Origin of the sequence: Streptomyces sp. CT34, assembly GCF_000805335.1 — a bacterium.
Lineage (GTDB): Bacteria > Actinomycetota > Actinomycetes > Streptomycetales > Streptomycetaceae > Streptomyces.
The window spans coordinates 4,376,961-4,389,014 of sequence record NZ_KN708638.1 but is presented as its reverse complement, the minus strand read 5'-3'; the positions used below and the strand labels follow the sequence as shown (position 1 = coordinate 4,389,014).

Genomic DNA, 12,054 nt, shown 5'->3' with positions numbered 1-12,054 from the left:
CGGGGGGGAGCCGCTGGCCGCCGGCCCGTACACGGTCATCGTGACGGCCGTCGGCTACGCACCGGTCGCCTCCAGCGCGATCGTGACGGCGAGCGGCCGAATGGACGTCGGCACCGTCGTCCTGGCCCGCCAGGGCGGCGCCGAACTGCCGCCGCCCGGCCCCTGGACCATCGACCCCATGCACTCCACGGTCGCCGCGGTCGCCCAGCACCTGGGCATCTCCAGCGTGCACGGCCGCTTCACCGAGTTCGGCGGCCGGATCGACATCGCCGAGGACGTCGAGAAGTCGCGCGTCGAGGCCGTGATCAAGGCCGCGTCCATCGACACCGGCAACGGTATGCGCGACGGCCACCTGCGCAACGAGGACTTCCTCAACGTCGACGTCTACCCCGAGATCACCTACCGCAGCACCGGCCTGGAGCCCGCCGGCCCGGACCGCTGGACCGTCCACGGCGACCTCGCCCTGCACGGCGTGGTCCGCCCCGTGGACCTCGGCCTCAGCTACCTCGGCACCGGCCCCGACCCGTGGGGCGGCGTCCGTGCCGCGTTCCGCGCCACCGCCGAACTGCGCCGCGAGGACTTCAAGATGAACTACAACCAGGTCGTCGCCGCCGGCATCGCCGCCATCGGCACCACCCTCAAGGTCGAACTCGACATCCAGGCAGTCCAGGGGGAGACCTTGCCCATGGGGTGAGCCGGCGGGAGCTCCGCGCCGCTCCCCCGCGGCGCGGCTGCCCCTTCCCCACCCTGCGATCCGGCCCCAACAATGCGACGCGGCCCCACATTTCGACCCAGATCGAAAAGATGGTGCGTCCCCGGCATCCCCGGCAGACTGCTTCTCGCGAGAGCAGCGCGGCACCACGTCCGTCACCGGCCGGGTGCCCGCACCTGGCGCCGCTCGGCCGATGGCCCGCCACGCGACCGGTGGCCCAGGAGTACGGCCAACGAAACACTCAGGGGGAAAAACCATGCGAGGAACGACGAGGGTTGCTCGGGTCGCCACGGCGCTCGTGTTCGCCGTCGGAGGTCTGACGACGGTGGCCGCGACCGGTGCCCAGGCGGCAACCCCGCAGCAGGGATGCCCGGACGGCGCGGTCTGCATCTACCCGCAGAACGCGGGCTGGAACAACGGCCACCCGTCGGACGTCTACTACAGCTTCGGACCGCACAACATCAGCAACCAGACCGGCATACACCGCATCTACAACAATCAGACCGGTAACGCGGGCATGCGCACCTGCACGGGAGCCAACGGCCAGGGCTGCGAAGGCCGGCTGCCGGCCAACAACTACATCGACAAGGACATGACGCCGATCAACTCGATCGTGCTGGAACGGTAAACCGCCCGCGCGCCCATGACGCGGCCCCGTCGTACCGCTGACGCGACCAGCAGCAGCGGGACGGCGGCGCCGTGTCCGTTTCCGCCCGGCCCGGGACATCCCCCAAGTCTCAGGAGTTCAGGACCTCGATCGGTTCCGGGACCGTGGCCGCGCTCTCCCAGACCGTCAGGAAGGCCAGCCGCAGGCACGCGGCCAGGGCCGAGTGCTCGATGACCAGGGCGGTGGTGGAGCCGGCGCCGGCCACCGGGTCGGGCATGTCGCACAGGACCACCGACGCGTCGGCGATGACCAGTTTGAGGGGGAGGTCCGTCGTGAAGCGGGCCTCCTCGCCGGCCTCCCCGAAGCTGCGGACGTTCGCGAGCATGCCGGCGTCCTCCAGGGCGCCGGAGGTGTAGATGGCCCGGACGGTGCCGCCGCCCCGGTGCAGCCGGCGCGCGGCCTTGATGCCCTCGGCGTTCTCCGCGGGGGCGACGAACGGCGGTTTGCAGAAGGACAGCAGCTCGTGCCGGGCCTGCCGCTGGATGTCGGCGAAGCGCTCGGAGATGACCGCCGGATCGCGCAGGATCTCCACATAGTCGAGCGGGTCGGTGTGCCCGCGGCCGTCGGACCACAGCGGCTGGAGCGTGGCGGCCAGGGCGCCGGAGGCGCGCTCCAGCCGCTCCAGGGACTCGCGTTGCAGGGCCATCAGCCGGGTCATGGCCAGTTCGGGGGCGACGGCCGAGTAGGTCGCCACCCGCCCGGTGTGCGCGTTCGCCAGCCGGCGCCGGACCAGCGCGTCCAGCACGTCGTAGACCCGCTGGCGCGGCACGTCCGCCTCGCGGGCGACCTCCGCGGCCGTGTACGACTCGCGCCGGACCAGCGCGAGATAGACCCGTGCCTCGTACCGGGCCAGACCGAGCGCGACGAGGTTGCCGACCGCGTCCTCTTCCAAATCCATGACAGCACAAGGTATATGCCTGCGGCCCCCGCCGACGGACCCCCCGGAAGGCCCTCCGTTCACAGACCATGGAAAGCCTTTGCCGTACTTCGGTAGCCCTTTGACGTTCTGTTCACTACTTTCCTAGGAAGCCACCACTGACCGGGGTGGCATCACCGAGATCACGCGACCCCCACGATCACGCGGTCACGGGATCACCGAGAGCACGTGTGCGACTCGTCCTCGGCAGTACGGGATGGGCGGGCGACCGGATCGGCGGACGGACAGGTGGACGGAGCGACGGGGCATGACATGCGGTGCGGCATGACATGTTCTTGACATCGACTTCGTCGCCCGGCCCTACGGCGTCCGCCGCCCTCCACCCCGTCCGGCGTTCCCCGAACTCCGGGCTGCCGTAACCCCCTTCCCCCCACGGAGGTCATTCCCTTGCGTTCCGAGCGAACGAACAGAGCCGACCGCACGAACAAGCTGGTCCGCCGCGGCGTTCCCGCCCTCCTGTCCGCGGCGACCCTCGTCGTCGGCGGCCTGATCGCCGCCGGCCCGGCCGGCGCCTCGCCGGCGACGGCCGTGACCCACGCGACCCCCACCGCGTCGGTCACCGTCCCCACCCACCGCCTGTGCGCGCACCCCACGCACCCCGGCTACATGGCCTGCAACGCGGTGGCCCGTACGGACGTCAAGCAGCAGCTGTCCCTCAAGCGGAACGCCGCGCCGTCCGGGCTCGGCCCCGCCGACCTCCAGAGCGCGTACAACCTGCCCAAGACGGGCGGCAAGGACCAGACCGTCGCCATCGTCGACGCGAACGACGACCCCAACGCCGAGAAGGACCTGGGCACCTACCGCAAGCAGTACGGGCTGCCCGAGTGCACCACCGCCAACGGGTGCTTCAAGAAGGTCGACCAGAACGGCGGCACCAACTACCCGGCCCCGGACGCCGGTTGGGCCGGCGAGATATCCCTCGACGTGGACATGGTGAGCGCGGCCTGCCCGTCCTGCAAGATCCTTCTGGTCGAGGCGAAGAGCGCCAACATGGACGACCTGGGGGCGGCCGTGAACCGCGCGGTCACCATGGGCGCCAAGTACGTCTCCAACAGCTACGGCGGCGCCGAGGAGTCGGCCGACACCACCTCCGACGCCAAGTACTTCAAGCACCCGGGCGTCGCGATCACCGTCAGCTCCGGTGACAGCGGCTACGGCGTCGAGTACCCGGCGGCGTCGCAGTACGTCACCGCGGTCGGCGGCACCTCGCTCAAGAAGGGCGGCAGCAACGCCCGCGGCTGGACCGAGTCGGTCTGGGGCAACAGCTCGGGCGGCAACGGCGCCGGCTCCGGCTGCTCCAAGTACGACGCCAAGCCGTCCTGGCAGAAGGACACCGGCTGCAACAAGCGCACCGTCGCGGACGTCGCCGCGGTCGCCGACCCGGCCACCGGCCTCGCGGTCTACGACAGCTACCAGTCCAAGGGCTGGAACGTGTACGGCGGCACCAGCGCGTCGTCCCCGTTCATCGCCGGCGTCTACGCCCTCGCGGGCGCCCCGGGCTCGGGCGACACCCCGGCCTCGTACCCGTACTCCCACGCCTCGTCCCTGAACGACATCACGTCCGGCGCCAACGGCACCTGCTCGCCGTCGTACCTCTGCACCGCGGGCAAGGGCTACGACGGCCCGACCGGCCTCGGCACCCCGAACGGCACCGCGGCCTTCAAGAAGTAGCCGCCCGCCGACTCACCGACCGTCGCAGCCCGGCAACCACCCGATGAGCCGCCCTGCGACCCCCACCAGTGGGCCCGGCCCGCACCCGACGGTCCGGGCCCACTGTCCGCATCGGCCGGCGGCGGGCGTCCGGGCCCGTACGAGAGGAGGAACGCGGATGGCTACGCAATGCGCCCCGGGCGCCACCGGGACCGCGCAGCGGGAACCCGTACCGCGGGAGGGCTGCGATGTCTGCCAGGCGCTGCACCGGCAGCGCGAGTCGGCTCGGCGGGCGGGACACCCCCGCACCGTCCACAGCCGCAACGCGGAGATCGCCGCCCACCCGCACGAAGGGGCGGCGTGAGCGGCCGGGTTCGGCGGAGCGGCTGTTGCCGGGCAACCGGCAGGCACGGTGCGCCGATCGGCAGGGACCGTGCGCCGACCGCCGGGGCGTGCCGGGGCGCGCCGGGGCGCGCCGGGGTGCGCCCGGGCTTGATCCGGCAGGAGCGCGAACACGGCGCACGGTGTCGATGATCGCGCTCCCCGGACCGGGCTGAACCGGTGCGGCGCCTCAGCGCCGCTCGGCCCTCGGCTTCATCGCCTCGTTGCCTTTGCTGCCTTTGCTGCCTTTGCTGCCTTGGTTGCGCTTGTTGCGCTTGTTGTGTTCGCGGCCTTCGTTGCGTTCGCAGCCTTCGTTGTCTTGTACGGCGCCGCGGCCTGCTTCGCCGCGTAGATGAGCGCGGGCTTCATCTTCGGCCAGAAGTAGCTGTCCTGGCACGAGAACGCCGGGGTGAACCCGGAGCAGCCGCGGTTGTCGCTGTCGCCTATCTCGATGGTGAGGCTGGCCAGTCCCAGCTTGTCGTACGTCCAGTCGTCGGTGCCGCCGGACGCGTCGTAGAGGATCTCACCGGCCTGCCCTGACTGGTAGTTGGTGAGCTTGCCGAGCCGGCCGGCCAGGGCGCGGAGGGGGGCGTCGTTGCCGGTGTGGATGGTGTGGTCGGCCTCCCAGGGGAGCAGGACCATGCTGGCATCGCTGTGCAGGCTGATCATCAGGCCCTTGGCGGTGACCGGCGCCGGGTCGCTGTCGCCGGTGCCCGTGCGCACGGCCGGGTACAGCTTGCGGAACAGGCCCTCCAGCGCGGTGTTCTCCGGTTCGGAGTCGGCGGCGGGGCCGAGGTAGATCTCGCTGCACGGCTCCTTGGAGGTGCCCAGACCGCCCCAGTGAGTACCCGCGTTGCGGTTGAGGTCCACGCCCTTCTGACCGTCCCCGCCGCACCCGCCGCCCTGGGCGTCATCGGCGTTCTTGCGCTGGAGGATGGGGTTGTCGCCGCCCTGGGCGACGATGTCGACGCCGTCCGGGTTGGCTATCGGGACCACCCACATCTCGGTGGAGTCCATCAGCGCGGTGATGTCGTGGTCCTTGCCGTATTCCTTGGTGAGGGTGTCGATCCAGCGCCAGGAGACCTCACCCGTGGTGAGCTCCCGTGCGTGGATCTGACTCATCAGGAAGAACCGCGGCTTGGCGGAGTGGGGATCGAGCTGACAGTCGCCCTGCTTCATCTTGGTGATGCAGATGGCCTTGAGATCCCGGCCGCCGCGTCCCTTCTGCTTGAGCCAGGACTGCCCGTAGGTGACGACCTTGGCCATGTCCGGGTGCTGGCCGGCGACTTGGTCGAGGTGGGCGTAGTGCGCGTCCACGGTGTGGTAGCCGCCGTCGTAGGTGTCGCCGGTGCCACCGGTCGAGCGGGCCGGGCCCGGCCGGTGGGCGAGCGGCTTGTGCATCGTCTCGACGGCCGTGGGGGCGAAGCCGAGCCGGCGCAGCCCTGCCGCCGTCGACGGGTCGCCCATGACGAACAGGTTGTCGCCCTGGCGCCGCTCGATCAGGTCGAATCCGGCGGATATCAGCTTCTGCGCGTCCCGCCGGTCGTGCGTGGGGACGCGGTAGACGACGACGGTGCGCTCACCGGACGCACCGGACCTGTGCGCCACACCGGCGTGGGCTGACGGCGACAGCGGGGACAGGGCGGTGAGCGCCGCGACCATCGCCGCCGCGGCCGTGGTCATGAGGGTTTTCCGGGGCATACATGGCCTTCCGTGGGGGGTGGGGGGCATCGGCACGCGGACGCGACGCGGACTTCGCCCGCCTCGCCCGCGGCGACTCCCGGAGCGCCGGACCATGCGGCACTCCGGACGCCTTGGCTGATGCCATTGGGCCAATCGGAGGCATGATGCCCATGCACCTGCCCGCTGAGAAGGGGAATTCCCGGACATCCTTGGTTGCGAACCAGCCATGGGAGGAGGGGAGTTGAGCGGGGGCGGGGCGCGGCGGTGCGGGGAGGGCGTCCGCTCACACGAGATGGCCCGGGCGGGCCTTGCCGAGGTAGCACCAGGGGCCGGGAGGTCGTCCGCTCACGCGAGATGGCCGGCGTGAGCGGACGGCCGTCCGTTGCCCGGCGGACCGTTCGGTCAGTCGCCCGTACGGGGTTTGTCCCGGTCCGCCCGCATGGTGTCGGTCTGCACGGTGTCCGCCCGCTCGGAGTCGGTGCGCACGGCGCCGGCCCTCATGGCGTCGATGCCGGCGATCTGGAGGTCGAGGGCGAAGCCGAAGTCGCGGTCGAGCATGTCCCGGGCGCTGTCGCCGCGTTGGGCGTACCCGGCGCGGGTGGAGAGTTCCATGGTCTCGGCGAATTCGGGGCGGTCGGAGATGGCGGCGACGACCTGGCCGAAGTAGTCGTCGAGGCTGATGCCGGCGGCGCGGCAGCGGGCTTCGTGCAGGGCGCGGATGGTCGAGAAGCCGTAGACGAAGTGGAAGATGGACGCCAGGGCGCCGGAGGTCTGCTCGGGGTCCAGGCCGCTGCGCGCCATCACCCGGAGGGTGGCGTTGGAGAAGGCCGTGGAGTGCGGGCCGATGTTGATGAACTCGCCGAGCAGCCGGGCCGCCCACGGGTGGCACAGCAGCACATCGCGGTAGGCGGTGGCGAGGGCGCGGAGCTGGTCGCGCCAGTCGGCGGCCTCCTCGGACTCGTCGGGGAGCGCCATCTCGCCGGCGACCGCGTCCACCGCCAGTTCGAGGAGATCGTCCTTGGTGTCCACGTACCAGTAGACGGACATGGCGGTGACGCCGAGTTCGGCGGCGAGGCGGCGCATCGAGAACTTCGCCAGGCCCTCCGCGTCCAGCAGCCGGACCGTCGCCGCGACGATCTTGTCGAGGTCGAGTCCGGCCGGCTGGTCCGCCTTCCGCTTGAGCGGGGGGCGCTCGGTCAGCCAGACGCTGCGCGGCCGTTTTCCGGCCCGGCCGTCCGTCGCTGCTGCCATGGCGCCCCTCCTCGGTTCGTGCGGTGGTGCCGTCGATGTGCGGTGGTGTCGTCGATGCTATTCCGCGGGTGCCGTGGCGGGTTCGGGGCCGCCCGGCGCCGCCGGAGCGGGCTGCGCCGCGCCCTGCGGACCCGTGCCCGGCTGATCGGCGTCCTGCGGATCCGCAACCCGCTGCTCCGCAACCCGCTGCTCCGCTCCGTCCCGTTCCGCGCGCCGCAGCAGGACCGCGGCGACCAGGCCGCCGAGGAAGACGGCCGCCGCGCCGAACAGTTGGCTGGTGCCGATGCCGTTCGCGAAGGCGTGGTGCACGGCGGTGCGCTCGGCGGCCGTGTGCGTACGGGCCAGGGCCGCCGGGAGGGAGCCCGCGCCCGCGGCGACCAGCGGGAGCAGCGCGACGAAGCGGGAGTTGAGGACCGCGCCGAGGACGGCGACGCCGAGGCCCTGGCCGAACTCCATCAGGGTGCCGTTCACACCGGCGCCGACACCCGCCTTGGCAGGCGGGATCGCGGACATGATGGCGTTGGCCATCGTCGGCATGGCGATCGCGACGCCGATGCCCATGACGATCAGGCCGAGGAGCATACCGCCGTAGCTGTCGCCGCCCAGGAGGGAGATCGCGGCGAGGCCGGCGGCCAGCAGGGTCATCCCGGAGACGATCATTCCGGGGGTGCCGAAGCGGGGTGCCAGGCGGGCACCGAGACCGGTGAAGTTGATCAGTACGACGGTGAGCGCGAGCGGCGCCATCCGCAGACCGGCGTCCAACGGGCCGTAACCGAGCACCAGTTGGAGGTGCTGGGTGAGCAGGAACATCGAGCCGCCCATCCCGAAGGCGACCAGGATGCCGCCGGAGACGGCGCCGATGAAGCGGCGGTTGCGGAAGAAGTGCATGTCCAGCATCGGATGCGGGACCCGCAGCTCCCAGAGGGCGAAGACGGCCAGCCCGAGAACGCCGACGGCGGCCGAGACCAGCACACGGGACGACAGCCAGCCGGTCACCGGGCCCGAGATGATCGCGTAGACCACCCCGACCATGCCGATCATGGACAGCAGCGCCCCCAGCAGGTCCGGGCTCTCGCCGCCGCGGCTCTTGGACTCGGGGACGAGGGTGACCACGGCGGCCAGGGCTATGGCCGCGACCGGGAGGTTGACCAGGAAGAGCGAGCCCCACCAGAAGTGGTCGAGCAGCGAACCGCCGATCAGCGGACCGGCGGCGAAGCCCAGCGAGTTGACCGAGCTCCAGATGCCGATGGCCTTGGGGCGCTCCGCGTCGTCGAAGATCTGCATGACGACGGCGAGGGTGGTGGTCACCAACAGCGCGCCGCCGATGCCCATACCGGCGCGGGCCGCGATCAACTGGCCGGGCGTGTGGGCGAGGGTGGCGCCGAGCGAGGCGGCGCCGAACAGCACCAGGCCGGTGGCGAGCATCTTCTTGCGGCCGTAGCGGTCGGCGGAGTTGCCGGCGGTCAGCAGCAGGCCGGACTGGACCAGCGAGTACGCGTTGATCATCCACTGGACGTCGGCGGTGGTCGCGCCCAGTTCTTCGGTCAGGGACGGGACGGCGACGTTCAGCACGGTGTTGTCGAGGACGACGGTGAGCTGGGCGACGCAGATGACGGCCAGGATCAGCCAGCGGGTGGCGATCCTGCCGGGTGGCTGGAGTGCGGTGGCGGTGGCGTCGGGGGCCACGGTGGGCATGCGAGCTCCCTGTACGGTGCGAGGGGTGGCCTTACACCGTACAGGGAGCCTTATACGCCGTACATTTGTTTTCGGCCGCGGCCCTACGCCTTTCTTCCTTCCTCCCCTCTGCTCCCTGCTCCCTGCTCCCTGCTCCCTGCTCCTTGCTCCTTGCTCCTTGCTCCCGCCCTACGCCTTCTTCTGCGTCAGGTCGTAGAAGGTGGCGCCGCCGACGGTGACCTTCTTGAAGGTCTTCTCGATCCAGGCGCTGATCTTGGACGAGGGGCCCTGGCCGCCGCCCGGACCGCCGGGGAAGCCGCCGGATCGACCGGCCCCGGACGGACCGCCGGCCGCACCCGCAGGCCCAACCGCACCGGCAGGCCCGGCCGCACCGTGCGCGCCGCCGGCCCCGGTCACCCCGGTCGCACCGGTAACGCCGGCCGCACCGACCGCCCCATCCATCCCGGAGGTCCACGATGCCCTGGAAGCCCCCGAGGCGTTGGAAGCCTCCGGGTCATTGGAAGTCCCCGAGACGCTGGAACTCTCCGACGCCCCAGAGATCCCCGGGATCGCCGGGATCGCCGAGGTCCCAGAGACCCCGGGGACCGCCGAGCCCCCCGAGCCCCCCCGTGATCGCCCGACCGCTCACGCCGCGCAACCCGCTGCCTACCCCGCCGGCTTGATCAGATAGCCCGCACCCCGCCGGGTGTGGATCATCGGCTCCCGCCCCGCGTCGATCTTCCGCCGCAGGTACGAGATGTACAGCTCGACGACGTTGGCCTGGCCCCCGAAGTCATAGCTCCACACTCGGTCCAGAATCTGCGTCTTGCTCAGCACCCGCCGCGGATTGCGCATCAGATAGCGCAGCAACTCGAATTCCGTCGCCGTCAGATGGATGTCCTGCCCGTCCCGCCACACCTCGTGGCTGTCCTCGTCCAGCACCAGATCGCCCACCGTCAGCAGCGACTCGCTGCGGGCGGTGGTCGCCCCGGCCCGGCGCAGCAGCCCGCGCAGCCTGGCCACCACCTCTTCGAGGCTGAACGGCTTGGTGACATAGTCGTCGCCGCCCGCCGTCAGCCCGGCGATCCGGTCCTCGACCGCGTCCTTGGCGGTGAGGAACAGCACCGGTACGTCCGGCAGTTCACGCCGCAGCCGGCCGAGCACCGTCAGTCCGTCCATGTCCGGCAGCATCACATCGAGCAGCACCGCGTCCGGCCGCCAGCCGCGGGCACACCGCAGCGCACCCGCGCCGTCCCCCTCGGACCGGATGTCCCAGCCCTCGTACCGCAGAGCCAGGGACAACAGGTCCGCGAGCGAGGACTCGTCATCGACGACCAGCACACGCACCGGACTACCGTCCGCGCGCAGCAGCTCCGGCTGCTTCCCGGGCGCCCCCTTGGAGGACGAGCCGGAGGCCGGCGCACGGTAGGACGCTGAGGACGACGAAGTCAGTGTCATGGCCTGGAGCCTGACCCGCCCCTCTGAGAGCTCCCTTGCCGGTTTCTGTGAATCTCCTGAGAATCCTCCCTGTCAAAGGTCAAGAACCCACCGCCGCACAGACCGCCACCCCGCTATGGCGGACCTGGGCCGCCCCCCGCGCGGCCCAGGTCGATCACCACTTCCCCAGCATCGCACCCACCACTGACAATCGCCCTGACCTGCTATTTCCCGCCCGCAGCCCGACGCGCGCCCCCGCACCTGCCCCCATACGGGCTCCGCCCACCCCCCATACCGGGCCCTTGCCATCCCCAACCCCCCTTACCCGCCCGACAATTAGGGCGATCCGATCATGAAATCCCAGGTCAGAGCGTGTCGCGAAGAGTGCTCCGCAACTTCGCGCCCCCGCCCCAGGGCCCGCTCCTCCCCGACCCGATGGACCGGGCCTCCTGGCAGAAATCAGGCAAGCGCCCGCACACCGAAGCCCCTCAGCCCCCTCCCCCTCAGCCCTCTCCCCCTCAGTCCTCTCCCCTCAGAACAACCCCTCCTGCCCCGCTTCCCCCTCACCCCTCCCCTCCCCCATCTCCCCCTTCGTCGCCGGCCGCACCGGCACCGTCGTCACCGACCCGCGCGCCGCCCCCAGCACCCACCCCGCCAGCAACCGCGCATCCAACACCGCAACCACCCCACCCGTCCCTGCACCACCCATCCCGGAGACGCCCGCCCCAGAAACGCCCGCCTCTGCACCACCGACCCCGGAGCCACCCGTCCCCGAGCCGCCCCGCCCGGCGCCGTCACCCGCACCCCGCCCCTCCGGCCCGGCCTCCCCCGCCAACCGCAGATACACATCCGCCCCCACACCGGCCACCACTTCCGCCACGATCTCCGCCCCCGCCGTCAGCCCGCCCAGCTCCACGACGCCGCCCGCCGGTATCCGCTCCAGCCCGAACAGCTCCGTATGGTCCCCGCAGGCGAACTCCACCGGCTTAAGCGTCTCCGGCCAGCCCGCCAACCTCCGGGCCGCACGGTGCAGTTGGGCCAGCTCACCGGCCCGCTCCGGCAGCGGCGGCAACGCCCCGCGCGCCATCCGCTTCGCCTCCTTCGCGAACCGGTCGGGCACCCCCAGCGCGCTCCCCAGCAGCGCCTCCGCGCGGCGCGCCGCCATCAGCGGCCCGCGCCCCAGCCAGGCGTACGCCACCGCTCCCTGCTCCACCAGCCGCGCCGCCCCGCGCTCCGCGGCCGTGATCCCCACCTTCAGCAGGCCCGGCCCGAAGTACGCCAGATAGACGGCGTACGGGCGCGGATCATCCGCCATGGTGTCCGCCGCCACCGAACGCGACCGGTCCAGCCGCGCACACCGTGCGCACTGGTCCTTCGCCACCGCCCCGTCGATCTCCGCCCCGTACGGGCACACGATCCACCGCCCGCCGCGCCGCACCCCCAGGCAGCGCCGCACCCCCAGCGCCGCGAACGCCAGCTCCTTCCCCGCCGGCAGCAGGCTCTCCCGCTCCTCCCCCCGCTCGGCGCAGTACCAGCCGAGCCGCTGGCCGAACGGCCCCTCCGGCCCGGCCCCCGGCCCGCTGCCCGACCACCGCGGTCCCGTACAACGCCACACACCGTCAGCGTACGACCGCCCACTGACAACGTCCGGTGACAACGTCC

Annotated in this window: 11 protein-coding genes; 4 read left to right on the top strand and 7 right to left on the bottom strand. The window is 71.7% G+C overall.

The genetic code is table 11. The features are described 5' to 3' along the window. Together RZ84_RS19175 and RZ84_RS19170 are read left to right on the top strand one after the other, a co-directional pair. Nucleotides 1–694 (top strand): YceI family protein (locus RZ84_RS19175; RefSeq protein WP_241777766.1); only part of this gene is annotated, 694 nt, incomplete at its 5' end. 274 nt (nt 695–968) lie between these two features. After that, on the top strand, nt 969–1,340 hold the full coding sequence (locus RZ84_RS19170; protein ID WP_043265322.1) for a hypothetical protein: 372 nt from the start codon (nt 969–971) through the stop codon (nt 1,338–1,340). A 109-nt stretch (nt 1,341–1,449) separates the two neighbouring features. Here RZ84_RS19170 and RZ84_RS19165 read toward each other — a convergent pair whose 3' ends face one another. Beyond that, nucleotides 1,450–2,277, bottom strand: a complete 828-nt coding sequence (locus tag RZ84_RS19165) for a TrmB family transcriptional regulator (protein WP_043265321.1) — start codon at nt 2,275–2,277, stop codon at nt 1,450–1,452. 426 nt (nt 2,278–2,703) lie between these two features. Here RZ84_RS19165 and RZ84_RS19160 point away from each other — a divergent pair, with 426 nt between their 5' ends. Then, entirely contained in the window at nt 2,704–3,987 is a 1,284-nt protein-coding gene (locus tag RZ84_RS19160) for a S53 family peptidase (RefSeq protein WP_241777765.1), read from the top strand. 157 nt (nt 3,988–4,144) lie between these two features. Beyond that, nucleotides 4,145–4,330 carry a hypothetical protein gene (locus tag RZ84_RS19155; protein WP_043265320.1) on the top strand — a complete coding sequence of 62 codons (186 nt, stop codon included), beginning with the start codon at nt 4,145–4,147 and terminating at the stop codon, nt 4,328–4,330. 230 nt (nt 4,331–4,560) lie between these two features. Here the strand turns inward: RZ84_RS19155 and RZ84_RS19150 are convergent, their stop codons facing one another. From RZ84_RS19150 to RZ84_RS19125, 6 genes are all read right to left on the bottom strand, one after another. After that, a complete protein-coding gene (locus RZ84_RS19150) occupies nt 4,561–6,030 on the bottom strand; it encodes a M14 family zinc carboxypeptidase (protein ID WP_241777764.1) in 1,470 nt (489 codons plus the stop codon). Nucleotides 6,031–6,432: 402 nt separating this feature from the next. Further along, nucleotides 6,433–7,281: a TetR/AcrR family transcriptional regulator gene (locus tag RZ84_RS19145; protein ID WP_043265319.1), complete on the bottom strand. Its 849-nt coding sequence runs from the start codon at nt 7,279–7,281 to the stop codon at nt 6,433–6,435. Between the two features lie 57 nt (nt 7,282–7,338). Beyond that, nucleotides 7,339–8,976, bottom strand: a complete 1,638-nt coding sequence (locus RZ84_RS19140; RefSeq protein WP_043265318.1) for an MFS transporter — start codon at nt 8,974–8,976, stop codon at nt 7,339–7,341. Nucleotides 8,977–9,144: 168 nt separating this feature from the next. Then, nucleotides 9,145–9,417: a hypothetical protein gene (locus RZ84_RS19135; RefSeq protein ID WP_052230022.1), complete on the bottom strand. Its 273-nt coding sequence runs from the start codon at nt 9,415–9,417 to the stop codon at nt 9,145–9,147. 204 nt (nt 9,418–9,621) lie between these two features. Beyond that, entirely contained in the window at nt 9,622–10,323 is a 702-nt protein-coding gene (locus RZ84_RS19130) for a response regulator transcription factor (protein WP_052230511.1), read from the bottom strand. Between the two features lie 601 nt (nt 10,324–10,924). After that, nucleotides 10,925–11,890, bottom strand: coding sequence for a DUF2797 domain-containing protein (locus RZ84_RS19125; protein ID WP_043270289.1), 966 nt, complete (start codon nt 11,888–11,890; stop codon nt 10,925–10,927). Nucleotides 11,891–12,054 lie beyond the last annotated feature (164 nt).

Bases quoted from the DNA above. Each gene is read 5' to 3' on its own strand.
- RZ84_RS19150 (WP_241777764.1), bottom strand. From the start codon at position 6,030: ATGACCACGGCCGCGGCGGCGATGGTCGCGGCGCTCACCGCCCTGTCC.
- RZ84_RS19155 (WP_043265320.1), top strand. From the start codon at position 4,145: ATGGCTACGCAATGCGCCCCGGGCGCCACCGGGACCGCGCAGCGGGAA.
- RZ84_RS19170 (WP_043265322.1), top strand. From the start codon at position 969: ATGCGAGGAACGACGAGGGTTGCTCGGGTCGCCACGGCGCTCGTGTTC.
- RZ84_RS19165 (WP_043265321.1), bottom strand. From the start codon at position 2,277: ATGGATTTGGAAGAGGACGCGGTCGGCAACCTCGTCGCGCTCGGTCTG.
- RZ84_RS19145 (WP_043265319.1), bottom strand. From the start codon at position 7,281: ATGGCAGCAGCGACGGACGGCCGGGCCGGAAAACGGCCGCGCAGCGTC.
- RZ84_RS19140 (WP_043265318.1), bottom strand. From the start codon at position 8,976: ATGCCCACCGTGGCCCCCGACGCCACCGCCACCGCACTCCAGCCACCC.
- RZ84_RS19135 (WP_052230022.1), bottom strand. From the start codon at position 9,417: ATGGATGGGGCGGTCGGTGCGGCCGGCGTTACCGGTGCGACCGGGGTG.